Source organism: Burkholderia sp. FL-7-2-10-S1-D7 (genome assembly GCF_001524185.1).
Classification (GTDB): Bacteria; Pseudomonadota; Gammaproteobacteria; order Burkholderiales; family Burkholderiaceae; genus Burkholderia; species Burkholderia diffusa.
Genome location: NZ_LOWY01000035.1, coordinates 97878 through 124434, shown reverse-complemented (window position 1 = coordinate 124434; position 26557 = coordinate 97878). Strand labels below are relative to the sequence as shown.

Here is a 26557-nt window from a genome sequence, read left to right as displayed (position 1 = left end):
GATAGACAATCAACACCCCCCCTGAAGTCGGATGCGTGGTGGCACACCACGGGATGCCGCCGACTTAAGTGATATTGTGCATCCTTCACCATAGCGTCGCGCCAAATTGGCAATATTATTACCAATTTTTCACAGTCTTTCGCCTTTCAGATTAATAATATGCGAGAACCATTGTTCAGTTTAATGCATAACGTGACGTATCGAAATCGAACGATCTGCCTCCATAAAAAGCATGAATCGAGTCGTTCACTCTCCGAGAGTACCGCGAGCCACCGTCCGTGGGCGGCGACCCATTCGGGCTCGGCGTCTACCCTCCGCACCACGAACATGAAAAACAACGTGATTTTGCAATAAACACCACGGCGGCGCACGTCATCGCAAAACAACAGCGCCCAGATTCGTTGGCGCAAATCGACCTTACTCAAACGTCTTGTATTCGACACGACACGCTCCCGACTGCCGGGAGATCTCGAGAGGTTTATTCGACTAAACGCCTGACCGATCCAGCGACAGCCATCTCGATTCCTTTTTTTGTGTAAAAGTCACCATTAATTTGTGTGCAATATATGACGCAATCCAAAAATGAATGATACAGATTCATGTCCGGCCTTCCCGCATTGAGCCAGAATGCATCGATACCGCCCTGCCACGTCAAGCCCTGCATATCGTAAATGGCATGACCAAGCACTACCACGGGACGGCGGTGATGGAGTGCGGAGAGGCCAACCGTACTGTTGACCACCACCACCCCTTCAGCATGTTCCAGCAATGTCGGCAAGTGACCCGAGTCTATAAATCTAATCCGATCGACGATATCCAATTCAATCGCGAGACGAGATACATACTTCTTGTAACGGATTATTCCCGTATCCAACGGGTGATTTTTGATCACAAGACAGGCATCCGAGGGTGCGCACTTGGAAAACGAGTGCATTACACTGTAAATCGCATCGCATACGCCTTCAAATGGAGAATGCGTGACAATTTGAGCGTCTGAGTTTAGCTGAAGGGGGAAAAGATAGTATCGCCGCCTTTCGTCGAGCAATGCCTTCGTCACGCGTGACGCTTCCCGTGCATAGGAGCCCGACAGTAATGCCCGCCAAGCGAGACCGGAATACTCCAACAACCCGTTATGCGGACGGTGGCTCGAATAGTCAGAAAATTTAGCAGCGAAAAGAGCATTCGCTCCACGGTAGCAAATATCGTGAAATGCTCTCTCATAGAGATTGTAGCCAGTCGGTTGACTCGGCGGAATCGGACGAATTTTTTCGCAATATGCGAGATACCAATCGGGGTCACGCGGCAGCTTCGATCTACCGTTTACGCCATGCTCCTCCAACGTGATCCAATGAGGGCGCACGTAACCCTCTTCGAAAACATGGACGCGAAGATTGCGCTCTTGCGCAACGGGATGCATATGCTGATGAATGTCCCTGCAATCGCCGAACATAACGACGTCAGTGACGTTTTCCGACTCAACTAGGTCTCCATACCATCGCGGCAAAGACGTAAGGGCATCCGTGTAATTCAATACATCTTGTTGGCCTGAGTAGATCAGGTCACCACCGCAAAAATTTATTCGAAGTACGGCGTGTCCACGCGCTCGCAACGCAACACCGAGCCGATGAAAAAAGGGAGAGGCTGTGCCTTGCAGCAGAAGAAAGGAGCGTTGCATTGCGAAATCGGATACCAGCGCATGTACCGGCAGGTTGTACTCTTTGATTTAGGTTGACCACGCGCCGATCCGATTGGTGCTCCTTAAGTTATCGCAAGCAGCCTCGACTCAGCTTGCCAGCAATCCATCTTGGACACCGGCGTTTCCTTCTGTACCTCGCGGGCCATTTTAACAGCATCCTTGCAATTTCGCTCGCCACCCTTACAAAAAAAATAACCAAATTGCAGGCACATGACTTCAAGGCCACCGCAAAATGAATGGCGAAACGCGTAGATACCCATGACGCTCTCCAGGTTCCGCCACAAAAAAGTTCTCGTCACTAGTACGCGCTGCCCCAACCACTCGAGCAGCGAGGTCTGGCAGTTACGACCAGTGGTGAAATTGTTTCAACCAAAAATTCATCAGAGATGCTGCGTCGACAGCTATACACACGCAAAACCATCTACAAAATCATCTCCCGCTCTTATAACGAGGGTGAAGCAACACGAAAAATCAAACTAAGCGCACCTACAAGCACTCTAAATTCAAGTCGAACCCAAGGAATTCCTTTCCGCACAAATTTGGATGAAACACACGTTAGCTCGCCCACCAAATCATGCACTCACGACGAACACCGTGAGACGCCTCACATTCACCGAAAGAGGAATCGTTACGGCCGGATCGCACTGCTAAGATTTCGCGGCAGTGCAATATGTTGACGTAAGGCTGCGGCCGCTTTTCCGACAATACTCAAATACCAGTCATCCGGCAATGCACATCCATCTTCATTAAGATATACAAGGTTTACGCCTTCGGGGAGCAGGTCCTTACGCGTTTCGACTGGAAATATCGCGGTACCCTCATCTACCTCATCATACATCGCGACATAAGTAGCATCTACACCCGCGTCTATCGCATTGACAAACTGCCGCCAAAAAAAACGACCACATTGGCGTGGGATTTGATTAATTTTAGCTGCATTATAATTATTATTTTTCGCCGTCAGGTTATGCCACGAAAATCCAGGAAAAACAACCGGCATATATCTCACGCCTGATTTATGAGCATCATCAAGATCTGCTCGCATTGTTTCTCGAAAAAAATTGTCGACCTCCACTTCGTTCCGATACCGCCCAACGGTCCACGGGCTAAGCACATCAAATAAGCGGTAGACGCTTGACCATTTCACATCAGATTTCGAATCGTCGGAAAGGGTCCGCCAATGTGTAGGGACGCCTCCGACGACCGTTGCCGCCGCTAAGCCACCTCGCCCTGACTTCAAATCCGATATCAACTTCATTACGTCGTCGGCATTACCGGGACGATCCTTGAATCCGAATCCCCACAGTTCCAATACAGGCTTTCCTCGATCCTTCAGATACGCCGGACTATCCGTCATCCGAAGATCATCAGTCAAATGACGCCAATCTCGGCGAATATCGTCCACTACGCCCCCCTCACTCGCACCAGATATGTCGTAAGCAACATAGAATATCCGATCATTATCACGCGCAGCAGATGCGATATTTCTTAAAACATTATCACCGCGACTTTTCTTTCTCGGATCAGACATTTCCGAAATGAATCGCTGAGCTGCCACACCATCAATACCATGCTCTCGCATCCACTCAAAATGCTTGTTTACAACAATCGGGTTTTGAGACGAGAATACTCTAACACTCCCCTTTCCATCAGCACGCGGCAGTCCAGTATCACACAGATCCTTCGGGTCGAGACCTCGAAATGACGGCATCAAATCGACCGTCAGATACTCTGGCCGCGCGGCTCTAATAAACCAATGCTGCCAACCAGTATTTCCTTCAAAATCACCTGGACAGCCAAACCAGCCTTGATACCCGACAATCACTCGCCCCGTCAAACCCAACCCGCTTTCGGACGCGCACGCAATCCCGCAGAGGGAGGCCATCAGCATCACGATAAACGCTCGAATTACAAGATGACCATTGAAATGTAATCTCATACGAATCAATATCCCCTCATTTTGACAATCTGATCGCATCGACCAACCAAATCGCACGCATGCGTTTTGATTCCCGCATCAATTGCCGATTTTCAATGTCTAACACACTTGCAGATTTTGCCGCCTTGTATGCCTCTCGAAACCTCCCGACCTCGGCAAATAAATTCGCTCGCAATCGATGATATTCGACGGTCGCTCCACCCTGCGCCGGGAATCGATCCAATAACTGTACAGCCTCCTCAGGTCGCCCAGAACGTTGCAACAATCGAACTACCGCTATTACGTCAGCCATATCGCCCGGGCATCGCGATATTACGTCCAGCCCCGCCTGTATCGCCTTCTCAGTGTCCAGCAACGCATCACGACTGTGCCTCAGAAACATAATATGGCCTCTGGAAATGCGATTTGAGTCGGTACGGACATGTTCATCCTCGGGCGCCAAAAGCTGCGCCCGCTTGATAATCAACTCAGCCTCTCCAAACCTCTTCAAGCGCTCCAGCAAACTTGCTTGCAGCCGATAGTCTTCGATGCTTTCATTGCCCGTGGATACGACTTGATCGATCAATTCCAATGCCTCATCCAAGCGCTCACCTCGAGCAAAAATGTGGGCCAATGCCCGCTTGGCATCCGCATCGTCCGGACGACGATTGATGATCTGCTTCCCTGCGGAAATCGCGTCTTGCAAGTCCTGCGACATGTCACGAGTATTGTAGAGCCGCTCCATGACATTTCGCTCAATGCGGTCACGCTCGGCGCGCAACTCTTCATCATCGACGCAGATACTGAGTGCGCGTCCTATGGCTTCTTCCGCTTGCATGACACTCCCTGTCTGCTCGAGCAAACTAGCGTGCAAACGGTATAATTCCGCACTCGCCCCGGTATCAGCGATAGCTCTTTCGATGACATGCAGAGCCTCGTGCAGGCGGTCGGAACGAACAAGTAATTGCGTTAATGCCAAATGGTCCATTGGATCGCTTGGCCAACGCCTCACAATTTCGAAACCGGCTTCAATTGCCTCTAGCGGCTCGATTGCTACATCTCGTCTTCGACGATATACCTCTCGAAAGAATTTTTCCGTAGAAATTTCCAACAAGTCGATCGCCCACTCAGGATCACTAGCCAACCTCTGGATCACCATCGAGAAAATCGGCAAATATTCTTCCACATAATCGTGATCAACCATAGCACACCAGAAAAATCAATTAATTGGTATCCGCGATCGACTTAAGCAAGTCAATTGCAATTTCTTCGAAAGCAATGCGCTCTGCGACTCTAAATTCAGCCATTCTACCCACACGCTCGATCGGCTTAGCATACTTTTCCACGACATGATAATTCGGACGATCGTAGTAGTCATCGAACAGAATAATCGTTCCGATTTTGGAAAAGAGAATCGATATCAGAAAGCAAGCCACCCTAAACCTGCCATCGATCAGCACCAAGTCTGGCTCGCGACTGCCCGATCGCAACACCTCCCAAACCGACGAGCAATATTGCGGCCATTTTCGCGCATTAGAATCGTCAACTGGTTGACCCCATTCTTTTGTCCTCCCAATATCTACATAATGCGGAACGAATGTTACCCCTCCCACCTCCGACAAGCGAAAAGCCACCGCGTCCAGGAATGCCCTATCCGATTCCACAGAATAAATTTCCTTTATCCCACAGGACGCGGCCAGAATAGTACTGCCGCCAGCTCCGTATTCGAGAAAGATTTCCGCCCCCTTCATCCGCAACTCCAGATGAGCAACTCCTTGCTCCTCCATATGCGGCCTTGCAGGTATTTCTGAAGGCGCCCACTGCCGCTCGTTCGATATCTGAAGAATTTTATTTTCCGGCACTATTTTTTTAGCGTGAAAATCACCCTTCTTAGCACGAATCTCCCATTCCTTGAAATACTCCCATGCCGCCACGCTATCGAGACCCACAAGATCCCCGGAGACTTGACGAGCACCGCTCAGATAAATTTCACGATACTGAGTATCATCGAGATCCGGAATATCATCCAATTTTCCTTCATAGACCACCGATCGATCCAATCCAATTTTCTTGAATATGGCCGGATTGCAGTGCAATCCATTTCGACCAATCGGTAGCGCGAAATTTGCGAACGTTGAAAGTTTTACGCCCCCAAGAGCGTAAGTCGCACAACTCTTTACGTAGTCTTGACTCGATGCCGCCGGATTGAATCCAGCCGCCTTAAGCCACGCAAAGATCCTTTCCTCCGATCTCTTCCTATATGGAACATCACGAATCAAATCGAGGTAACAATCAACAAAAGGCTGTCGGCGCTGCCAGAAAATCTTGCTAAGCCCGAATCCCCAATTGTGCCCCATCGAAGCATACTTATTCTTGCTTGCGGATTGAACGTCGTGCGACATGCTTGTATCGGCCGGATGGGCGGACACCATCCCCACTCTCGGATCGCGAGCATACTTCTCGCCCATCATGTCAATTATCGACATATAGCCCGGCGCCAAAACCAGATCATCTTCATGAAAAACGACGTAATCGTAACATTTTTCATTAAAGAGAAAACGCTCAACGAAATCAAAATGAAATGCAACGCCCAAATTTTCAGACTGACGCACCACATTAATACTCGACTCGATCCGATCTAAGAAATCCGATATCTTTCGATGGCCCGCCTTATTTTCAAAAGACTCCTCTCCCCATAACCCATCTTGAAATATGTAGATATCGTATTCGTCATGAACCCGTCTGCCATTTACAATTTGATTGACGATCGAATAATATGTGAGTTCGAAGTAGTCAAATCTAGCATATGTCATCACGGCAATTGCTTTTTTCATTGTTTTTGCCCTTCGCGTCAGTTTCCGGGGTGATGCATGAATTTTCGCCAATCACGATGGTCACGCTTATAGGCCAACTCTCGATCTGAACCGCTGCGCGCGAATCTAGCCCAATCAATCGACGCAACGCTTACCGGCCTGCCGCCCTTGAAACCATAGCTCAGAAAATATGCAACAATGCTCAAAGATAAACCGGTAGGACCCGCAATATCATGCAATGACATTTCATATTTCCTAGCAGACAAAATAATATCCTTCGCCCGACGAAGTGCGAACAAAATTATTTCATTTTTCGGAGACGCGATGATTGGCGCATTAGCAAAATACACCTCAGCATTCTTATACTCATCATATCTCTCAATATACGATGAAATTGACAGATTTACGTGCTCAGCACCGTTATTAATACGAATGAATGGCCTCAGCATAAGAATATTTTCTGACCGCAAATCAATTGCAGGCAATTCCTTTAGAGGCAACTCATCCGCATCGACATAACAGCCACCATTCTGATAAATATAGCAAAGCCGAAAGAAATCACTCTTCATCGCGGGATGCCAGCACTGGGCATAAGCCAATGCAAATTCCTCCGGATAATTTCTCCGAATAAATTCTTCGGCGGAGTCCCCATCAAACTTAACATATCGATTTCCGTACTGAGCCTCCCAACACCCCATAAACTCTCGGACGTCATCTGGAATTTCTTTGCTATCCCAGTATTGGATAATTTTATACTCCTTACCACCCACAATATCGTCACTACTTCCATTCTGGCGCGCGACACTCTCCTTAACAACCCGCCCCAATATTCGATAATATAAAAATCGCATACGCACAAAAACATCGTCGACCGTCTCTCTCCAAAAATCCTCGCTACCGAGTGATTCCCGCGCTGAGCCATAAGAGACGCTTTCAGCATGCCGCGCCGCCTTTCTTCTCACTCGCTCCTGAACGAAATCAGACTCTGCCATTAAAACGTTGCGCGCAAACCATCCACGCAAACTCCTACCTTGCGCCGATTTATATGCCTTGATGAATCGATAAACCCCTGAAATCGGCGGCCGCCCAATATATTCTTTTGAGCGCACAATTTCAGATACGACGTATGAGTAACTCCACCCCTCTTGCAATACCGACAAATAGATCCGTCGACCTTCCTCATCGATTTCTCTACCTAGCAGAATCCGATAAATTCCATCAAGAAATTCTTCAACGGAAAACTCGAAAAGACGAAATATATTCTTCATATCTCCAGCTCGCGCCAATTACCCTACAGCACAAACTCCGCCATCAAAGCAGAACAATTTCAATAGATGGATAACCGATAACGAGACGTCTAATGACGTCCCTCTAACATATTTATATCACTAACCAAATTCCCTCATTAATTCTTGATTCCGCCTCAGTTCCTGATTTCTGACTCCAGAAAGCCTGGCACAATCTCGATCACAATTTTACGGATATGGTTACGATTAACGAGGCGAAAGTTCGGCACCCACTCTTGATCTGTGGCCAGCGTGCTCCCTTTTTACTTTCTTCAGAAACTCTTCCCATTGAGGAAGAATACGCTCTGGCAGATATCTCGAAGAAACCTCTTGACCGCAGCTTCGCAATTTTTCTCGAAGCTGCGTTGAGTTCTCTTGATAAAGCACCTTCTTGAGCGCTCCAACCAAGCTGGCAGTTGAATACGGATCAAAATATTCAGCTGCATCATCGTAAACTTCACGATGAACAGGAATATCTGATGCGATGGTAATTCCACCACTCGCCATCGACTCCACACCTGAAAAATCAAAACCCTCACCTAAGCTTGGCGCAACTGTCGCCATCGCATGACGATAAAGCACTCGAAGGTCTGGTGCGGGCACTGCATTAAGCATAAACAGATCACCTCGATCAATCCACACCTTGAAACCTTTATAGATTTGCTTGTAGTCCCAGCCCAATGTACCGACGACCACGAGTTTCACATCAGGATCAATCTCGGACTTGATTACTTCCCACGCAGCAAGAAGGCGTGTGTGGTTCTTTCGTGGCTCAACAGTTGAAACGATCAATAGGTACTTGAAATCTTTTTTGTAAAGATTTTGCTTATAAAAATTCTCTTGCTCCCGAATAGTCAGAAATTTTGGTACCAGACCAAGATCCTTTGCATCCGGATCAAAACCGTAGAGTCGCGACCTAATTATTTCGGGGACACGTGACGGACGCGATTCCTCAAGGAAATAATGATGGGACACCATGTTGTGAATCGTAACTGCACGCTCAGCAACCTTAGGGTGGAGACGCAGCAGATCTTGCCGGGTTGCTTCCGATACACAGGCAAACCATGCGCCTGATTCGACGTTGCTCATCAAAGCATAGAAGTGCGTCGCTTGATGCAGTGATTTATCGGATATCGTATGAGGCATATACACGGGTATAGCATCATGATATCGAATAACCATCGCCGAATCTTTGGATATGCGCGCCGGATAAGGAGTCTGACCAATGAAAATCTCAAAGTCACCCGTATCGATTCGCGGATACTTTGGCGTTGCTCGCCAATTCAGGGTTCCTAGACCGGCGGTATGCAGAACATTCCAAGGAACAGAGCTGATTCGATGATTTACAGACGATACAAGCTCATAGTCCGATGCCGGAAGAGTTTTCGCAAACAGAGTCCGCCATGTAAAATCTTCAAATGATTTCGACTCAAATTTCGACAGCCGTATGCGACCAACATCCCCAATCATTTTTATATGTAGCGCCAAAATTTCTGCTCGCTTTTGCCACCAATCCAAGATAATTTCGAGAATATTGCGGTGAGGCTTTTCCACCATGGATATAATCACATTCGAATATCGTCCGTAGCGACGTGCCACAGATAACTTCTTTTTGAAAATTCCTTGATCTGACGTGCCTCTTGCAAGCCGCCGATGAGATGTCTGTAACAAGCCTTCGACGTCCACGGAATCCAGGCGGCACAGACCCCGAAACAGTAACCTGACTTCCTGGGGAATGCCAGCGAACCCCTCCAACGCCGGGCGCATTTCAAGAAGTACTTTTATCTTGTTGCTCATCTCTTTACCTTGTGATTCTCAGCAATATTGATTATAGAAATTGTATGCGGCATCGACATCGGGAAATTGATGCAACACTCCGCCGTGAAGCACCAGCGCCTTGTCACAATGATCGCGAATATTATTTGGCTCATGGGAAACAATAACCATTGCGCGATCTCGACGCCGCTCAAAAAGTTCCCGCTGACATTTGTCATGAAAGCGTGCGTCACCCACTGCGATGACTTCGTCGATCAAAAAACAGTCGAATTCAATCGCCATCGATATAGCAAATGCCAACCTGGCACGCATTCCGGAGGAATATGTTTTCACTGGCTCGCGCAAATATCGACCGAGCTCAGCAAACTCCTCGACAACTGGAATCGCCCTACTCAGATCCGCATCGTATACTCGACAAATAAAACGGATATTATCAACCCCAGTCAAACTTCCTTGGAATGCCCCACCAAATGCAAGCGGCCATGATACCGACATTCCCCGGCGTATACGCCCTTTAGTAGGAAGTTCAGCCCCACTAATTAGTCTTATTAATGTTGATTTACCGGCACCGTTTCGCCCCAAGATTCCAATTTTCTCACCCTTCACAATCCTAAAATTCAACTCGTCAAAAACTACGTGGGTGCCACCATGGAGTCGGTAATGCTTGGACACATTTTTTAGCTCTATCACTCACCCTCCACCCTTGCGCCAACATAACGAACCAGCAGCAAACCCGGAATCATTAGAAACATATTTATAAGGAGAACATAGCCGATGCTGTAATGAGCTCTAATCCCTGCGCCAAATAATCCCTCGCGAAATAGTTCCGTGCAATTCACAATCGGGATCCAGAGAACGGTACTCTGGAATCCTTTTGGCAACCACTCAACCATATAGAATGCCCCAGAAAGGGGCAAAAACAGGTATGTGAACACGTGCCAAACGCGATCAAATGTCTCGCTTAGTGCAGCCAAAGGCCCAATAATTAACGACATATCCATCGCGAACCAAGCGAGGAGCACCCAGGCCACGATCATTTTTATCAAGTCATCAGGTACACTTATCAAACCGATCACAATGAATATTATCGAAAGAATAAGAAATGACATTGTCGCGCCTGCGATTTCGAGAATTATTCGCGCTACAAAAAGATCGATGGTTCGAACATTCCTATGATGCATCAGAGCTCGATTGGGCTCGACTGCGTTACCACATCTATTGATTGTGTTACGCCACAGTAGAACCGTTGCGTACCCACTCAACGTAAACGCCACGATTGGTAGAGCATATTGGTGGGCACCAAACGCCGTATATAACACCAAGACACCCACCGTAAACATCATTGGCTCCACGAATATCCACATGAATCCGATATTGTGTCGCCCATAGCGCGTGAGAATCTCGCGCATCAGTAGGGCCCCGACAATGCGAGCTTGGATTCTCAAAGACCGACGAATATCGGCCACGCGAAGATCTGTATTGTTCGTGGACATTCTTAATCCACGTGCTCTTTGACGGCAGCCATGGTCAAGGACAAGACCCCCCAAACAATCATACCGAGGAGAAACGTCGCTACAACGCCTCTCAGCCGATGAGGCTCATTCGTCGAGTCCGGCTTGCTTGGCTGGGCGATCCGCTCGAGGTAGAGTTGCTTGCGCTGCGCCTCGCTTCTCGCCTGCTCGAGCGTGGTCATGGCACTTGCCAATAATTTGTCTGCGAACTCCTTCTCCAGCGCCAACCGCTGATACTCCGGCGCCTTGCTGGCGAGCGATCGATCGCCGCCGCCCGCTACATGCTGACTCTCTTGCTCGATTTCTTTTTCGAGCAGAGCAATTTGAGCGTTCAGCGACGGAATTCGCGGGTTTTCTTTCGCCAACGTAAGCATCTGATTCAGTTGCACCTTGGCGGCAATCAACTGATTCTGCAGTTCGGCCACCTGCTGAAGCGGAATTACCGACTGCTTCTCCGGATCGATTACTCCCTTCTGATTGCGATAGGCCGCAAGTGCTAGCGCCGCAGCCTTGACCCGTTGCTCGGATTTCGCCACTTCCTGGGTGGCAAACCGAATCGTATCCGATTGCGCACGCTGGTTCAGCATATTGACGCGATCTTCGGCCAGTTCGAGCAAACGCTCATTGATGAGATGCGCGTCCGAGGCTGTATAAGCCCGAACGGTCAGAGTGGAAATCGAAGACAGTGAGTCGATCTGAAGATCGAGGCGCTTTTGGAAATATCGATAAAAAGTCTCAAAACTTTTATCCCAATCCAACGTACCAAAGCGCGCAAATATATCGATATTCGGGTTGCTGTACGATTCCATCACGCGATCTATCCTCTCCAAAGACTGCAGTGAGTCGCGCGAGAGGATGTAGTCCTGCACCACATAAGCATCGTCCTGCCCTCGGACTAGTCCCGTCCCGCTCAGAATCTGTCCGAGCGGTGACGCCACCTGCCGCGCCGGGCTGCGCACAATAAACAGCGATTCAGAAACATAGACATCAGACGCGATCAGTCCGAAATATATCGCCGAAATCAACGTTGGAATGACAACGGTTCCGGCAAATAAATTGTTGATCTTCTTGGAAAAATTCATCGTTAACTAGCCGCTATCTCTATCGTTAAAGGCTCAAATGCTGCTGCGACGCACATCTCCCTGAAGAGCCGCCAACGCAAAGCTTTTGATGCGTTAATAACCACGATAATCCACTCCTGACGGAACCTCGACTCAATATGCACGAATCACGTTTGTCACGGGGAATACAACTGAGAACACGAGATTTAGGAATTTCTGCAACTCGGCAACAGGCGCATTCGAAACGTAGATAAGATCATGATTATTGACTTGAAATGATTGAGCAACGAAAAAGCTGGCCGGGTCCTTCAGATTCAGCCGGTAGATGACCGGAACCTTCCCATCGGCCGTCTCGATAACTGGCTTGTTAGTCCAGTCGAGCGCGTTACTCGGCTCAAATCGAAAAATGAATACGCCTTTGGGATCGGAGCGGCTATCATTCAGCCCTCCACTCCGCGCGAGAGCTTGTGAAAGCGTAATCCCTTGGGCCTCGAAATTGATTTCGTCGTTCTTTCCGGAAGCGCCAAGGACTGTAAAGCTCGATGGCTGGAACAACGCAGTAACGACATCGCCGCTCCGCAGCGATACATTTTGTCGGGGGTCTCGAATGATGTTTTGCAAAGGCAACGCTTCGACCTTGTCACCGCGCGTCATCTGAATCGTCGTCTTGTCGACAGGCTGGCGTACGCCGCCAGCCGCAGCGAGTGCATCGAGCACTCGCTCGCCACCGGGACTCAATTCGAGTCGCGTACTGTTGTTCACATCGCCGACAATCGTCGCATAGGACGTCGCGTTCTTGACTCGCCGCGCCATGACCTGAGGCTGATTAGCCTTGCCTTTCAGGCGATTGGCGACCAGTTGTGACAGTTCGGTTGTCGTACGCCCCCCGGCCCTGACTAGTCCAACGAACGGAACGTCGATATCGCCATTGACGTCGACCGTCTGCTGCGGCAGCACTGTCGCGCGTGCCCCACCGGAAGAAGTCGAATCACCCGGCGACGCGCTTGCCCCGAACAGCATGGCTGGTGGAGCCTCCCAGATTGAAAGCTCGACCACATCGCCCGGGCCGAACTCTTGTTGCCCACCGCGTTGCTGACCAAATGTGCTCGCAAAGTCAACGATCTTGCGCTCTGCGACGAGTTTGCGCGCAACTGAATCGGTAAGATCCACGATCTGGATTCCTTGGACGTTGCCTGCGTCCCTCCCCTCCACGACCTGCGACGCCGTTGGCCCCGACGAAGGAACGACCCCACACGAAGCCAGGCAACAGAGAACCGGAAAAATTGATAATTTTGCAGTAATTCGATGGAAATTCATGTATTCGCTGCTCTTGCACGTAATGGTTTCTGATGCGGGCAGTCTGCCGAATCGTTGGTGATCCAGCCACTCGAGATCCAAGTGGCGTTCCGATCGCCCAAGCGGGCACCGCGATGTCCCAGACTGAGCCAAAGCCTACCCGGCCACTCGCGCTAAGGGGGAGTAGAGAGGATGGTCTCTCGCTTCGGTGCCGGAGCGTCTTCCAACAATCCGGACGCCTGCTAATATACGGGCGCGGCAAGCGCGCTCCGCGAATTTTGGCACAATCATGAATAAGATGTTAGGCTTGAGCGCAAGAATTTTCACATCGAATCGGTTTGATGTGACTTATCGATATTTCACAAATTTACAAGACTCATAAGCGCGTTTGCAACGCGGCTCCAAAATTGTCAGCCATACTTCTTGACGTGTCCCGATTAATTAGCAGACTGATCGATCACATTCTGCCGACTGGCGTCGACCGGGTTGGTCTCGAATACATCCGGTACTACGGACAACGGCCATCCACTCGCGCCGTTATCAGCGCCAACGGCTTCAGTGCCGTGCTTTCGCAGACCGATTCGCGACGCGCCTTCGACCTGCTCCTCGAGCAGAATGTAGCGCGCGCCCTTCCGACACGCATGCTGATGGCGAAAGCGCTTCTCCAAGCCGTTCGCCGGGAACGCTTTCCGCGCGACATCCTCCTGCATACAAGTCACTCCGGCATTGAAAATGCTCGCTATTTTCGATCCATGGGAAATCGTGGCATCCGGTCGGTAATCCTGATTCACGACCTTATCCCATTGACCCACCCAGAATATTGTCGTCCGACTACCAAGAATATTCATCGAAGCCGTATTCACAACACGATGGCGTACGGTGCCGGAGTAGTAGCAAATTCGCAATTCACGATCGAAACGCTTAAATCCGAAGCAAAATCGTCTGGGATGCCAATGCCACCGTACACGGTCGCGCGTCTTGCGCCCGGTATTTCCGGAAGGAGGCACAGTGTTCGACCGATCGAAGCGCCATACTTTGTCATGCTTGGCACAATCGAGGCGAGAAAGAATCATTGGTTCATGCTGCATGTATGGCGACGGCTTGCTGAAATCATGGGGAATGCCACACCCCGGCTGGTCATCATCGGCAGACGTGGCTGGGAAAGCGAAAATGCCGTCGACATGCTCGAACGCTGCGGCAAATTGACAGGAATTGTAATCGAAGAGACCGCCTGTTCGGACGCCCGCCTCCAAGCCTATCTTCAGCATGCGCAAGCATTGCTGTTTCCGTCTTTCGTCGAAGGCTACGGCATGCCGCTTATCGAGGCGCTCAAGGTACAGACGCCGGTCATCGCCAGCAATCTCGCGGTCTTTCGCGAGATTGCTGGTGATATTCCCGAATATCACGATCCGCTGGATGGTCCAAACTGGTTAGCGGCTGTTCAGGAATACACGCGCACTGACAGTCGCGCTCGCACCGCCCAGCTCGCCCGAATCGCCCTCTTTAACCCACCCAGTTGGGCCGAGCACTTCGAGAGCGTCGACAGGTTTCTGGATGATCTACGTTAAATGAACCGGCGCATGAAATCCCGCAGCGGGCATTCGGACATCAATGACGATTTCCGCAACTCAAATCGTCGCGGCTCGAAAGCGGATGCAATCGACTGCCGGCAAAGCAACGCGCGTATCGCCCGATGGAAGGAAGCAACTGGGTTGACGTTCAAGCTGGGCCGCAATGTGTCAGTCAGTACCGTTTGGCCCGGCCCGATCTGGTCGGACACACCATCAGGGGCCCCGGGCCTTTCCTGGTTCAGCCTACCGGCAACCGGCATATCCGGGCCGGGCGCACTCGCAAGCGCAATCAATGCGGAACTCCTGCGAGACCCGTCGGCTGGAACGTCGAGCGAAATCGACCTCCTCATGCAACGCGTCGTCGTCAGCGCCGTGAGCCGAACGCGTAACCCGTTCCCGCAATGCCCGCCGCTTTTACTCGAAGCACGTCGCGCTCCAAGGGTTCTCGTTATTGACGAACGCTCTCGCTCCAACGGAGCCTGCCTTTCAACGACAAAGATCGACCCCGAGTTGTTCTCAAATATGGTCGATTCGGCAAAGAGGCAGCATCCCAATGCCGAATTCTGGATTGCACAATCCAGGGATCCCGGTTCCGGCCACTGGCTGTCATCCCGTTGCCGCGAACTCCCCTCCGACACAAAGCGGATCGGTATAGAACATTCACTTTGCTCAGCCTTGCCGCATATCGACCACGTTTATACGATCAACGCTTCCGAGGGAATGAACGGCCTGCTTTCGGGCGCGAATGTCCATGTTTTCGGCTCGCCATATTACGCAGGATGGGGCCTCACAACGGACAACCTGGACGTCGCGGGCCGCACATCACGCCCTTCGCTGCGGGCGCTCTTTGACGTCGTTTTCTTACGTCTTACACGTTACGTGAATCCAGCTACTCATGAATCGGGAACACTTGGTAATCTGCTAGATTGTATCGACCTGCAACGCGCCATACATCAACGCTTCGCGCATATGCAGCGAGTCGCAGGCATCCGGTTTCAGCGATGGAAACGGCCGTTCGCTACACCATTCCTGACGGCTGGCGGGGGAGTGCTGCGGTGGGCCGACAACGTTGAATCCGTGGCACCCGGTGAATGGGTCGCTCTTTGGGGAGCGAGGGACACGCACCGCTCATTCACTCCGATCCCGATCGTTCGCATCGAAGATGGCTTTATTCACTCGACAGGTCTTGGTTCCGACATGAAGGCGCCATACAGCCAAGTGATTGATTGCACGGGAATATATTTCGATGCATCGAAGCCAAACGATTTACTCGCGATTCTGAACAACGCCGAATTCAGCGATAGCGAGCTGATCCGGGCCCGCGCGCTGCGGGAATCGATCGTCACGCTCGGCATTACCAAATACAACCTGGGCCGCCGCCGGCCAGCATGGGCCGCACCCGACGGCCAAAGAATCGTGCTCGTGCCCGGTCAGGTCGCCGACGATGCGTCGATCCGACTCGGGACGGGAAAAATCTCTTCGGCCGAAGAACTCTTGAGGGAAGTACGCACACGCCGCCCCGATGCATTTATCGTTTATAAACCACACCCCGACGTACTTTCCGGAAATCGTAACGGTGTAGTGAACGTTGATCACTTCGCCGATTTTGTCGACACTGATTCCGACTTGCTTTCGCTGATCGAAATCGCTGATGAAGTCCATACTCTGTCTTCCCTTTCCGGCTTCGACGCACTATTGCGAGGTAAAGCAGTGTTTACTTATGGTTTTCCATTTTATGCGGGCTGGGGATTGACGCAGGATGCCCTAGCGCCAATTCAATCGCGTCAACGCAAACTGTCAATTGATATGCTGATTGCGGGTATTTTATTCCGCTATTCGATATATTGGGACTGGCGCATGCAACTGTATACGACGCCCGAAGCCGTCATTCGACTAATCGCACCGTATGCGGGCCGTCCGCTTGGGAAAATTCGCGGCAGTCGGATGAGACCGCTTATCAAGGCGATCCGTTGGAGTCGAAACGTACTTCACCATGCCATTTGGAAAATTAATCCAAACGCTCGCGGAAAGCGATCGCCTTTTAAACCGGGTATAAAAAATACGTAACTTATCAAAAGAGAAAGAAATGAATATATATCCAGTCATTCTGTGCGGTGGTAGCGGAACCCGCCTCTGGCCGATGTCTCGTGGCGGCTATCCGAAGCAGTATCTGAAGCTCACCGGTGAAGCGACGCTCGTCCAGCAAACCGCCCTGCGGCTGCGCGCGATTCCCGATGTTTCGGCCCCGATCGTCATCACGAATTACGAACAACGATTCCTAGTCGCGGAGCAGCTTCGCCAAGTCGGCGTCGCACCGTCATCGATCGTGCTCGAGCCGGTCGGCCGCAATACGGCGCCGGCCATCGCGATCGCAGCACTATTGGCGATGCATGAATCGACTGATGCTCTCTTGCTCGTCCTTCCTTCGGATCACGTCATCTTGAACGAATCCGCCTTCGTGACGGCCAGTCAAAAAGCAGCGGCAATTGCAGCGGATCAATATCTGGTCACGTTCGGCGTCGCTCCGACCGAACCGCACACCGGTTACGGCTATATCCGCCGGGGCCCGCGGATTGCCGAAGATCAGGATGTCCACCAAGTCGACGCATTCATCGAGAAACCAGACGCTCAAACGGCGGCAAGCTTCCTGACCGACGGCGGATACTGCTGGAACAGCGGCATGTTCATGCTCAAAGCATCGACATACATCGAGGAATTGCAGCGCCACGCCCCGGACGTCGCTCACCATTCCGAGCTTGCGCTGAAAGCCGCGCAACGTGACGAAGACTTCATCCGCCTGGACTCGAAGATGTTCGCAGCCAGCCCCAATATCTCCATCGACTACGCGGTGATGGAGCAGACCGACCGCGCAGCAGTGGTTGCCTCCGCCGATCTCGGATGGAACGACATCGGGTCATGGAATGCGCTGGCGGAAATCGCGACAACCGACGACCAGCACAACGCACTGATCGGCGACGTCTTCACCGAAGGCGTCGAAAATTCATATATCCGCGCGGAGCATCGCATGGTCGCGGCACTCGGTCTCGACAACGTCGTGATCGTCGAAACCGCTGACGCAGTGCTCGTCGCGCACCGTGACAAAGCACAAGATGTCAAGAAAGTCGTCGAGTGGTTAAACGCCTCCGGCCGCCAGGAATCGGTTACTCATCGACGCGTCGTTCGTCCGTGGGGGTCATACGAAGGCATTGATCAGGGCGACCGATTTCAGGTGAAACGAATTATCGTCAGCCCTGGCGAAAAACTAAGCCTTCAGATGCACCACCATCGCGCCGAGCACTGGATCGTCGTGAAAGGCACGGCGCTCGTCGCGAACGGGGACAAGGAAATCATGCTGACGGAAAATCAGTCGACCTACATCCCGCTCGGCGCCACGCATCGCCTGAGCAATCCGGGCAAGATCCCGCTGGAGTTGATCGAGGTTCAATCGGGTGCCTATCTGGGCGAGGACGACATCATCCGATTCGAAGATACCTACGGCCGAGCCCCCGCCAAGTAAGACCTGCAGAACGTCGAACGCATTCGCACTGTTGTCGCTGCGTCGGCGTCGCGATCAGGGCGTCATACTCACGTATGACGCCCACGTGTCACACAATTGTTCCCGAACTGCAGCTTTCGCTGCGCCAGCACATCCGACAATAGTCGCATTCGCGTAGCGAGATGCCACCGTAATCGTCGGCCGTGCAGGAACGCGGCCGCATGCAATCGGTTGCTCAACCGCACCCGATAGACTATAAACGCTCAGTCTCAAGTCGCTCGTTCCCGCCTTCCATTCTCCCTCACTCAGGAGCCCCATGCTGAACCTCGCCACCGCCCAGCAATTCCTGATGACCCGCGGCCTCGACTTTGGCCTGAATCTCCTCGCCGCGATCGTGTTGTGGTTCGTCGGCCGCTGGGCGATCCGCATCGCCACGCGCCTGCTCGGCAAGGTCGTGCGCCGCAGCGGCAAGGTCGACCCGACGCTCACCGACTACCTGACCTCGGTGGTCGGCGTGCTGCTGACGATCCTGCTGATCCTCGCGATCCTGCAGATCTTCGGCGTGCAGACCACGTCGTTCGCCGCGCTGCTCGCCGGCCTCGGCCTCGCGATCGGCACCGCCTGGGGCGGCCTGCTCGCCCACTTCGCCGCCGGCGTGTTCATGCAGGTGCTGCGTCCGTTCAAGATCGGCGACGTGATCAGCGCGGGCGGGGTCACCGGCACGGTGAAGGAACTCGGCCTGTTCGGCACGACGATCATCACCGCCGACAACATCGTGACGATCGTCGGCAACAACAAGATCTTCTCGGACAACATCGCGAACTACAGCGCGACGCCGCATCGCCGCGTCGACCTGACTGCCAAGATCGCGAACGGCGTGGACGCGGTCGATGCGATCAACCGCCTGAAGTCACGGATCCAGCAGATCCCGAACGTGCTGACCCAACCGGCGCCGGACGTCGGCGTGCTGCAGTTCACGCCGGAAGGCCCGCTGCTGTTCGTGCGTCCGTCGACGCAGCCGGAGAACTACTGGCAGGTGTACTGCGATACCAACCGCGTGATTCTCGAAACGTTCCGCGATGCGCAATACCCGACGCCCGAAACGCCGATCCTGCATCGCACGACCTGACGTAACCGTGTCGACCGTCGGTCCGCGGGATTCTGGCTGAAGCAGCCGGCGTGGAGCAGCCGGATCGGCCGATACCGCAAATCGGCAATCGGTCGGACCGCACGGACGAAAAAAAAGCGTGGCAGCCGCCACGCTTTTTTATTGCGCCGAAGCGAACACGTGCGGCTCAGTGACCGCCGGTGTTCGGCGTGCTGCCCGATCGCCGCCCGCGCACCAGCTTCCACAGCGCGCCGAGCGCAACCGGCACGATCGCTGCACCGATCCCCGCCAGCACGATCACGTTCAGATACTGGCGGATGAACGGAATATTGCCGAAGAAGTAGCCGAGCAGCACCAGCAGCAGCACCCAGACCAGCGCGCCGATCACGTTGAACAGCTGGAAGCGCGTGACGCTCATCGACGACGCGCCGGCGACGAACGGCGCGAACGTGCGCACGACCGGGATGAAGCGTGCGAGCACGATCGTCTTGCCGCCGTGCTTGTCGTAGAACGTGTGGGTCTTCTGCAGCGCCGCGCGATCGAGGAAGCGCTCGAGCACCGGAATATGCGTATTGAACACCTTCGGCCCGATCCAGCGGCCGATCAGGTAGTTCACGGTATTGCCGGCAATCGCCGCGACCAGCAGCAGCACGATCAGCGCGCCAACGTTCATGTCGCCCGTCGCCGCGAACGCGCCGCCGATGAACAGCAGCGAATCGCCCGGCAGGAACGGCAGCACGACGAGCCCGGTCTCGCAGAACACGATCAGGAACAGCACCAGATACACCCACGCACCGTACTGCCGGATGAAGTCGCCGAGGAACGCGTCGATATGCAGGACCAGGTTGACGAAATGAAGCAGCGTATCCAAATGCGATTCCTCGAAGGCGAAAGGGCCGGAATGGCCGAAAAGGCGGAAGTGCCCGCCGGACAAGGCGGCGCGCGGAACGGAGCCATCATACCGAAACTACCTTAAGGCTCCGTGAAAAAAACGTAACCGGCACCGCCCCGGCACGCCACCGCCGCCTCGCTATAATTCGGCCATGTCCGAAATCACCGAAACGGCCGCGGGCGCCGCGCCCGCCCCTGCTCCGCGCCCGCTGCGCGCGATCCAGCCCCTGCCCGACCAGTTGATCAGCCAGATCGCTGCCGGCGAGGTCGTCGAACGCCCGGCGTCGGTCGTCAAGGAACTGCTCGAGAACGCAATGGACGCCGGCGCGACGACGCTGCGCATCGTGCTCGAGGAAGGCGGCGTCAAGCGCATCTCGATCACCGACGACGGCTGCGGAATCCCGCCCGCCGAACTGCCGCTCGCGCTGATGCGTCACGCGACGAGCAAGATCCGCTCGCTCGAGGAGCTGGAGGCGGTCGCGACGCTGGGTTTTCGCGGTGAAGCCCTCGCGTCGATCGCGTCGGTCGCCGAAATGTCGATCACGAGCCGCACGGCCGACGTCGCGCATGCGACGAAGATCGACGCGACCACGGGCGCGCTGTCGCCGGCCGCCGGCGCGGTCGGCACGACGATCGAGGTGCGCGAGCTGTACTTCAACACGCCCGCGCGCCGCAAGTTCCTGAAAAGCGAGCAGACCGAATTCGGCCACTGCCTCGAAATGATCCGCCGCGCGGCGCTCGCGCGGCCGGACGTCGCGATCTCGGTGCTGCACAACGGCAAAGCCGTCGAGCACTGGAACGCGACCGAGCCCGCGCAGCGTGTCGCGAAGATTCTCGGCGACGGCTTCGCGACCGCGCACCTGCCGCTCGACGAGCGGGCCGGGCCGCTCGCCGTCTACGGCTGCGCGGGCCTGCCGACCGCGAGCCGCGGCCGCGCCGACCAGCAATACTTCTTCGTCAACGGCCGCTTCGTGCGCGACAAGCTGCTCACGCATGCGGTGCGCGCGGCGTACGAGGACGTCCTCCACGGCGACCGCTACCCGTCGTACGTGCTGTTCCTCGACCTGCCGCCGGAAGCCGTCGACGTGAACGTGCACCCATCGAAGATCGAGGTGCGGTTCCGCGATTCGCGTTCGATCCACCAGTACGTGTTCCACGCGGTGCAGCGCGCACTCGCGCGCCACGCGGGCGCGTCGCCGGAAACCACCGCGGGCGGCCATGCCGCGCAACTCTCTCCGGCGCCGAGCGGCCCCGCGTCGTTCCTGAATACGCCGCTCGGCCAGGGCGCGGCCACCGGCACGGGCGGCAGCGGCTTCTCGTCGCCGTCGTCGTCGTCGGGCAACACGTGGATGCGCCAGGCACGCATGACGCAGGGCACACTGCCGGTCGCGCAACCGCTCGCGCTCTACGATGCGCTGTTCGGCCGCAAGGACACCGGTGCGGGCACGCCGGACGGCACGACGACCATCGCGCGTGATTCGGCGGATGCGGCCGATGCGCCAGTCGCGCCGCTGCCGGGCTTCGTCGCGTCGCCGCTTGCCGCCACCGTACATGGCGAGCAGCCGCTCGGCTTCGCGCTCGGCCAGATTCACGGGATCTACGTGCTCGCGCAGAACGCGCACGGCCTCGTGATCGTCGACATGCACGCGGCGCACGAACGGATCCTCTACGAACAGTTCAAGAACGCGCTCGCCGACCGCACGGTCGCGGTGCAGCCGCTGCTGCTGCCGATATCGATGACGGCGACGCCGGTCGAGATCGGCACGGTCGAGGAAGAACGCGACACGCTCGAATCGCTCGGCTTCGACCTCGCGGTGCTGTCGCCGACGACGCTCGCAGTCCGCGCGGTGCCCGCGCTGCTGAAGGACGCTGATTTGCAGTCGCTCGCGCGCGCGGTGCTCGCCGACCTGCATGCGTTCGGCGGTTCACGCGTGCTCACCGAGCGCCAGCACGAGCTGCTCGGCACGCTCGCGTGCCACCATGCGGTGCGCGCGAACCGGCGCCTGACGCTCGACGAGATGAACGCGCTGCTGCGCCAGATGGAAGCGACCGAACGCGCGGACCAGTGCAATCACGGCCGGCCGACGTGGTATCAGCTCACGCTGAACGATCTCGACCGTCTCTTCATGCGCGGCCAATGAGCGCTTCACCGCAGTCTCGCCCAACGACGATCGCCTGCCTGCTCGGCCCCACCGCTTCGGGCAAGACGGCCGCGGCGCTGGCGCTCGCCGCGCGCCGTCCGATCGAGATCGTCAGCGTCGATTCGGCGCTCGTCTACCGCGACATGGATATCGGCACCGCGAAACCGACGCGCGACGAGCGCGCGAGCGTGCCGCACCACCTGATCGACATCATCGACCCGGCCGATGCCTATTCGGCGGCCGAATTCCGCGCGGACGCGCTGCGCGTGATCGGCGAGATCGCCGCGCGCGGCCGCACGCCGCTGCTCGCGGGCGGCACGATGCTGTACTACAAGGCGCTGACGCAGGGCCTCAACGACCTGCCGACCGCCGATCCGGCCGTGCGCGCGGAGCTCGATGCCGACGCCGCGCGCGACGGCTGGCCGGCGCTCCATGCGCGGCTCGCGCAGGTCGACCCCGCGACGGCCGCGCGGCTCGCCCCGAACGATTCGCAGCGGATCCAGCGCGCGCTCGAAGTGTTCATGCTGAGCGGGCAGCCGATGTCGGCGCTGCTCGCCGCGCCGCGGCGAGCGGACGATGCGGCCGCCGCGTACCGCTTCGTGCCGGTGGCGCTCGAGCCGTCGGACCGCGCGGTGCTGCACGCGCGCATCGCGCAACGCTTCGACGCGATGCTCGACGCGGGCTTCATCGACGAAGTCGAACGGCTGCGCCGCCGCGAGGATCTGCATCTCGGCCTGCCGTCGATGCGCTGCGTCGGCTACCGGCAGGCATGGGAGTTCCTCGACGGCGACACCGACTACCGGACCATGCGCGACAAAGGCATCTTCGCGACGCGCCAGCTGTGCAAACGGCAGATCACGTGGCTGCGCGCGATGCCCGAGCGGATCGTCGTCGACTGCGTCGCGCCGGATTCGACCGACCGGGCGGTTGACGCGCTTGAACGCGTGTTGGACTGCCGTATCGAGGATCACTGACGGGGCCGGATCGGCGCGCATCGCCCCGTGCACATGCGTGATGCCCCTGCCCCGCTCAGTGTGCGAGCATGACGAGATTCGCGTCCCGCGCGAGCGGCCATCGGCCATCCTGCTTGCGGAAGATCGTCAGCGTATGGCCGGAGCGGCGCACGGCGTCACCGCCCGGCGGCGTCACATCGATCTCGATGAAGTTAGGCGGCGGCCCGCCGATACGCCAGGCCACGCCAGAAAAAAAGCCGCCCGGATCGACTCCGGGCGGCTTTCCTTGCTGCATCTTGCGTGCGGTGCGTCAGACCACGACCGTCTGCGCCTCGCCTTCGCGGCTGGCACGCACGGTGCCGATCTTCCACACCTGTTCGCCGGCGGCGGTCAGGTCGGCGATGGCCGCGTCGGCATCGGCCGCCGCGACGATCACGGCCATCCCGATCCCGCAGTTGAACACGCGGTGCATTTCGGCGTCGGCGACGCCGCCGTGCTCCTGCAGCCACTTGAACAGCGGCGGGAGCGGCCACGCGTTCTGGTCGAGCTCGGCCGTGAGGCCATCGCGCAGCACGCGCGGAATGTTCTCGACGAGGCCGCCACCGGTGATGTGGGCCATGCCCTTCACCGGCAGCTTCTGCATCAGCGCGAGCAGCGGCTTCACGTAGATGCGCGTGGGCGCCATCAGCGTGTCGGCCAGCGAGCGGCCGTGGAAATCGGCCGACAGGTCGGGGTTCGCGCGCTCGATGATCTTGCGCACGAGCGAGAAGCCGTTCGAGTGGATGCCGCTCGAGGCAAGGCCGAGCACCACGTCGCCTTCGGCGATCGTGCTGCCGTCGATGATCTTGCTCTTCTCGACCGCGCCGACCGCGAAACCGGCCAGGTCGTATTCGCCGTCCGGGTACATGCCCGGCATTTCGGCCGTCTCGCCGCCGATCAGCGCGCAGCCCGACAGTTCGCAGCCGTGCGCGATGCCCTTGACGACCGTTGCGGCCGTGTCGACGTCGAGCTTGCCGCACGCGAAGTAGTCGAGGAAGAACAGCGGCTCGGCACCCTGCACGAGGATGTCGTTCACGCTCATCGCCACCAGATCCTGGCCGACGGTGTCGTGTTTGTTCAGATGAAAGGCCAGCTTGAGCTTGGTGCCCACGCCGTCGGTGCCCGACACGAGCACGGGCTCCTTGTACTTCTTCGGCACTTCGAACAGCGCGCCGAACCCGCCGATGCCGCCGAGCACGCCGTCGCGCAGGGTTTTCTTCGCAAAAGGCTTGATCTTGTCGATGAGCGCGTCGCCTGCGTCGATGTCGACGCCTGCGTCGCGGTAGGACAGACCCTGAGCGTCGGGAGCGGATTTCGGAGGATTCATGGGGGAATGCGAGAAGGTCGGTAAAATGCGATTTTACCCGAAGCCGGCCCGTTGGCCGGAATTCCCAGCACCGAATCGTCAGGGATTGCATCTTGCTCGACACGTCCCCGTTTTCATCGCTACGCGAGCCGCGCCGAAACCCGCGCGCCGCCGTGCGTGCGGCCGCGTGTGCAGGCACCGGAGCAGCCCCCCGCGCGCGCCCGGCGTACGGCGCGCGTTTCATCAACCGACCCGCATTGTGACTGTTGTGTCCCGTCAACTGACGCTCGATCTCGGCACGCCGCCGCCCGCCACGTTCGACAACTTCATCATGAATGAGGAGAACGACGAGCTCATCTCGCGGCTCCAGAAGCTCGACCTCGCGCTCGCGGCGGGGCCCGTGCCGGACCGGTCGTTCTATATCTGGGGCGAGCCCGGCAGCGGCCGCACCCATCTGCTGCAGGCGCTCGTGAGCGACGCTTCGTACGGCAACGCGCGCTACCTGACGCCGCAAAGCCCGCTCGGCGCGTTCACGTTCGACGCGCGCATCGGCATCTACGCGATCGACGACTGCGACCGGATGAACGACACGCAGCAGGTCGCGCTGTTCAACCTGTTCAACGAGGTCCGCGCGCACCCGTCGAGCGCGTTCGTCGCGGCGGGCCCGGCGGCGCCGCTCGCGCTCGACGTGCGCGAGGATCTGCGCACGCGCCTCGGCTGGGGGCTCGTGTTTCACCTGTCGCCGCCGTCCGATGCCGGCAAGATCGCCGTGCTGAAGCTCGCGGCGAAAGAGCGCGGGATCGCGCTCACCGACGACATCGCCGCCTACCTGCTGACCCATTTCCGCCGCGACATGCCGAGCCTGATGGCGCTGCTCGACGCGCTCGACCGCTTCTCGCTCGAGCAGAAGCGCGCCGTCACGCTGCCGCTGCTGCGCCGGATGCTGGCCCGCCCCGGCGACGACATCGCACCGCCGGGCACAGGCCCGAACCGCTTCGAGTAAAATGCGCATCCATGACTAATCTGGCACTCTTTGACCTCGATCACACGCTGATCCCGACCGATAGCGACCACGAATGGGGCCGCTTCATGGTGAAGCTCGGCATCGTCGACGCGGAAAGCTTCTCGCGTCAGAACGATCAGTTCTTCGCCGACTACAAGGCCGGCAAGCTCGACATCCATGCGTACCTGTGCGCGATGCTCACGCCGCTCGCGAAGTATTCGCGCGCGCAGCTCGCCGCATGGCACGAGCAGTACATGCACGAGGTGATCCGCCCCGCGATGACGCCCGCCGCGCTCGAACTCGTGCGCAAGCACATCGATGCCGGCGATCTGTGCTGCGTCGTGACGGCCACCAACGAATTCATCACGCGTCCGATCGCGACCGCGTTCGGCGTCGACACGCTGATCGCGTGCGAGGTCGAAACGACCGACGGGCATCCCGATTCGCCGTACACGGGCCGGCCGACCGGCACGCCGAGCTATCGCGAAGGCAAGATCGTGCGCACCGAAGCATGGCTCGCGTCGCTCGGCAAGCACTGGGACGACTTCGAGCACAGCTACTTCTACAGCGACTCGCACAACGACATCCCGTTGCTCGAGAAAGTCACCGACCCGATCGCGACCAACCCCGACGACACGTTGCGTGCGCATGCAAGCGCACGCGGCTGGCGCATCCTCGATCTCTTCTGAACG

General features: G+C 56.0%; 21 protein-coding genes and 1 pseudogene. 8 read left to right on the top strand and 14 right to left on the bottom strand.

The annotated features are described in order from the left end of the window. Positions 1 to 478: 478 nt before the first annotated feature. The 11 genes from WS75_RS32205 to WS75_RS15595 form a co-directional block, all read right to left on the bottom strand. The gene (locus WS75_RS32205) at positions 479 to 1675 is read right to left on the bottom strand and encodes a capsule biosynthesis protein (RefSeq protein ID WP_082729610.1); all 1197 of its coding nucleotides are present in this window, start codon (positions 1673 to 1675) and stop codon (positions 479 to 481) included. 83 nt (positions 1676 to 1758) lie between these two features. Then, positions 1759 to 1956 (bottom strand): hypothetical protein, encoded by a 198-nt coding sequence (locus WS75_RS33600; RefSeq protein WP_156429794.1) that lies wholly within the window; start codon positions 1954 to 1956, stop codon positions 1759 to 1761. Positions 1957 to 2324: 368 nt separating this feature from the next. Next, positions 2325 to 3590: a glycoside hydrolase family 71/99-like protein gene (locus WS75_RS33595; RefSeq protein WP_156429793.1), complete on the bottom strand. Its 1266-nt coding sequence runs from the start codon at positions 3588 to 3590 to the stop codon at positions 2325 to 2327. 61 nt (positions 3591 to 3651) lie between these two features. After that, positions 3652 to 4818 (bottom strand): tetratricopeptide repeat protein, encoded by a 1167-nt coding sequence (locus WS75_RS15630; RefSeq protein WP_059681288.1) that lies wholly within the window; start codon positions 4816 to 4818, stop codon positions 3652 to 3654. 19 nt (positions 4819 to 4837) lie between these two features. Further along, complete coding sequence (locus tag WS75_RS33590) at positions 4838 to 6448, bottom strand: hypothetical protein (RefSeq protein WP_156429792.1); 1611 nt, start codon at positions 6446 to 6448, stop codon at positions 4838 to 4840. A 17-nt stretch (positions 6449 to 6465) separates the two neighbouring features. After that, positions 6466 to 7695: a glycosyltransferase gene (locus WS75_RS32200; RefSeq protein ID WP_082729609.1), complete on the bottom strand. Its 1230-nt coding sequence runs from the start codon at positions 7693 to 7695 to the stop codon at positions 6466 to 6468. A gap of 225 nt (positions 7696 to 7920) precedes the next feature. Continuing rightward, complete coding sequence (locus WS75_RS32195; protein ID WP_082729608.1) at positions 7921 to 9510, bottom strand: glycosyltransferase family 4 protein; 1590 nt, start codon at positions 9508 to 9510, stop codon at positions 7921 to 7923. 18 nt (positions 9511 to 9528) lie between these two features. After that, positions 9529 to 10179 carry an ABC transporter ATP-binding protein gene (locus WS75_RS32190; protein WP_082729607.1) on the bottom strand — a complete coding sequence of 217 codons (651 nt, stop codon included), beginning with the start codon at positions 10177 to 10179 and terminating at the stop codon, positions 9529 to 9531. Further along, the gene (locus tag WS75_RS15605) at positions 10176 to 10982 is read right to left on the bottom strand and encodes an ABC transporter permease (protein ID WP_059681283.1); all 807 of its coding nucleotides are present in this window, start codon (positions 10980 to 10982) and stop codon (positions 10176 to 10178) included. The genes WS75_RS32190 and WS75_RS15605 overlap by 4 nt, the downstream gene beginning before the upstream one ends. 2 nt (positions 10983 to 10984) lie before the next feature. Beyond that, positions 10985 to 12082 carry a hypothetical protein gene (locus WS75_RS15600; RefSeq protein WP_059681282.1) on the bottom strand — a complete coding sequence of 366 codons (1098 nt, stop codon included), beginning with the start codon at positions 12080 to 12082 and terminating at the stop codon, positions 10985 to 10987. Between the two features lie 132 nt (positions 12083 to 12214). Next, complete coding sequence (locus WS75_RS15595; RefSeq protein ID WP_059681305.1) at positions 12215 to 13378, bottom strand: polysaccharide biosynthesis/export family protein; 1164 nt, start codon at positions 13376 to 13378, stop codon at positions 12215 to 12217. A gap of 386 nt (positions 13379 to 13764) precedes the next feature. On the opposite strand from WS75_RS15595, the gene WS75_RS15590 reads away from it, so the two are divergent. From WS75_RS15590 to WS75_RS15575, 4 genes are all read left to right on the top strand, one after another. Next, positions 13765 to 14925 carry a glycosyltransferase family 4 protein gene (locus WS75_RS15590; protein WP_059681281.1) on the top strand — a complete coding sequence of 387 codons (1161 nt, stop codon included), beginning with the start codon at positions 13765 to 13767 and terminating at the stop codon, positions 14923 to 14925. A 12-nt stretch (positions 14926 to 14937) separates the two neighbouring features. Next, positions 14938 to 16995: a capsular polysaccharide export protein, LipB/KpsS family gene (locus WS75_RS32185; protein ID WP_082729614.1), complete on the top strand. Its 2058-nt coding sequence runs from the start codon at positions 14938 to 14940 to the stop codon at positions 16993 to 16995. A 19-nt stretch (positions 16996 to 17014) separates the two neighbouring features. Then, positions 17015 to 18445 (top strand): mannose-1-phosphate guanylyltransferase/mannose-6-phosphate isomerase, encoded by a 1431-nt coding sequence (locus WS75_RS15580; protein ID WP_059681279.1) that lies wholly within the window; start codon positions 17015 to 17017, stop codon positions 18443 to 18445. Between the two features lie 295 nt (positions 18446 to 18740). Continuing rightward, positions 18741 to 19553, top strand: coding sequence for a mechanosensitive ion channel family protein (locus WS75_RS15575; protein WP_059681278.1), 813 nt, complete (start codon positions 18741 to 18743; stop codon positions 19551 to 19553). Positions 19554 to 19719: 166 nt separating this feature from the next. Here WS75_RS15575 and WS75_RS15570 read toward each other — a convergent pair whose 3' ends face one another. Then, positions 19720 to 20403 (bottom strand): DedA family protein, encoded by a 684-nt coding sequence (locus tag WS75_RS15570; RefSeq protein ID WP_059608350.1) that lies wholly within the window; start codon positions 20401 to 20403, stop codon positions 19720 to 19722. Positions 20404 to 20575: 172 nt separating this feature from the next. On the opposite strand from WS75_RS15570, the gene mutL reads away from it, so the two are divergent. Continuing rightward, positions 20576 to 22564, top strand: coding sequence for a DNA mismatch repair endonuclease MutL (gene mutL, locus WS75_RS15565; RefSeq protein WP_059681277.1), 1989 nt, complete (start codon positions 20576 to 20578; stop codon positions 22562 to 22564). Next, entirely contained in the window at positions 22561 to 23538 is a 978-nt protein-coding gene (miaA, locus tag WS75_RS15560; protein ID WP_059681276.1) for a tRNA (adenosine(37)-N6)-dimethylallyltransferase MiaA, read from the top strand. Before mutL ends, miaA begins: the two co-directional genes overlap by 4 nt. 55 nt (positions 23539 to 23593) lie before the next feature. Here the strand turns inward: miaA and WS75_RS32180 are convergent. Continuing rightward, positions 23594 to 23731 (bottom strand): annotated as a pseudogene (locus tag WS75_RS32180) (DUF4440 domain-containing protein); the annotation flags it as partial. A 96-nt stretch (positions 23732 to 23827) separates the two neighbouring features. After that, on the bottom strand, positions 23828 to 24883 hold the full coding sequence (purM, locus tag WS75_RS15555) for a phosphoribosylformylglycinamidine cyclo-ligase (RefSeq protein WP_059608307.1): 1056 nt from the start codon (positions 24881 to 24883) through the stop codon (positions 23828 to 23830). A 247-nt stretch (positions 24884 to 25130) separates the two neighbouring features. Here purM and hda point away from each other — a divergent pair, with 247 nt between their 5' ends. Continuing rightward, entirely contained in the window at positions 25131 to 25865 is a 735-nt protein-coding gene (gene hda, locus WS75_RS15550) for a DnaA regulatory inactivator Hda (RefSeq protein ID WP_059681275.1), read from the top strand. 11 nt (positions 25866 to 25876) lie between these two features. Continuing rightward, positions 25877 to 26554 (top strand): HAD family hydrolase, encoded by a 678-nt coding sequence (locus WS75_RS15545; RefSeq protein ID WP_059681274.1) that lies wholly within the window; start codon positions 25877 to 25879, stop codon positions 26552 to 26554. Positions 26555 to 26557 lie beyond the last annotated feature (3 nt).

Bases quoted from the DNA above. Each gene is read 5' to 3' on its own strand.
- WS75_RS15575 (WP_059681278.1), top strand. From the start codon at position 18,741: ATGCTGAACCTCGCCACCGCCCAGCAATTCCTGATGACCCGCGGCCTC.
- WS75_RS32205 (WP_082729610.1), bottom strand. From the start codon at position 1,675: ATGCAACGCTCCTTTCTTCTGCTGCAAGGCACAGCCTCTCCCTTTTTT.
- WS75_RS15600 (WP_059681282.1), bottom strand. From the start codon at position 12,082: ATGAATTTTTCCAAGAAGATCAACAATTTATTTGCCGGAACCGTTGTC.
- WS75_RS33590 (WP_156429792.1), bottom strand. From the start codon at position 6,448: ATGAAAAAAGCAATTGCCGTGATGACATATGCTAGATTTGACTACTTC.
- WS75_RS15630 (WP_059681288.1), bottom strand. From the start codon at position 4,818: ATGGTTGATCACGATTATGTGGAAGAATATTTGCCGATTTTCTCGATG.
- WS75_RS33600 (WP_156429794.1), bottom strand. From the start codon at position 1,956: ATGGGTATCTACGCGTTTCGCCATTCATTTTGCGGTGGCCTTGAAGTC.
- WS75_RS15545 (WP_059681274.1), top strand. From the start codon at position 25,877: ATGACTAATCTGGCACTCTTTGACCTCGATCACACGCTGATCCCGACC.
- miaA (WP_059681276.1), top strand. From the start codon at position 22,561: ATGAGCGCTTCACCGCAGTCTCGCCCAACGACGATCGCCTGCCTGCTC.
- WS75_RS15605 (WP_059681283.1), bottom strand. From the start codon at position 10,982: ATGTCCACGAACAATACAGATCTTCGCGTGGCCGATATTCGTCGGTCT.
- WS75_RS15580 (WP_059681279.1), top strand. From the start codon at position 17,015: ATGAATATATATCCAGTCATTCTGTGCGGTGGTAGCGGAACCCGCCTC.
- mutL (WP_059681277.1), top strand. From the start codon at position 20,576: ATGTCCGAAATCACCGAAACGGCCGCGGGCGCCGCGCCCGCCCCTGCT.
- WS75_RS32200 (WP_082729609.1), bottom strand. From the start codon at position 7,695: ATGAAGAATATATTTCGTCTTTTCGAGTTTTCCGTTGAAGAATTTCTT.
- WS75_RS32195 (WP_082729608.1), bottom strand. From the start codon at position 9,510: ATGAGCAACAAGATAAAAGTACTTCTTGAAATGCGCCCGGCGTTGGAG.
- purM (WP_059608307.1), bottom strand. From the start codon at position 24,883: ATGAATCCTCCGAAATCCGCTCCCGACGCTCAGGGTCTGTCCTACCGC.
- WS75_RS15595 (WP_059681305.1), bottom strand. From the start codon at position 13,378: ATGAATTTCCATCGAATTACTGCAAAATTATCAATTTTTCCGGTTCTC.
- WS75_RS32185 (WP_082729614.1), top strand. From the start codon at position 14,938: ATGAAATCCCGCAGCGGGCATTCGGACATCAATGACGATTTCCGCAAC.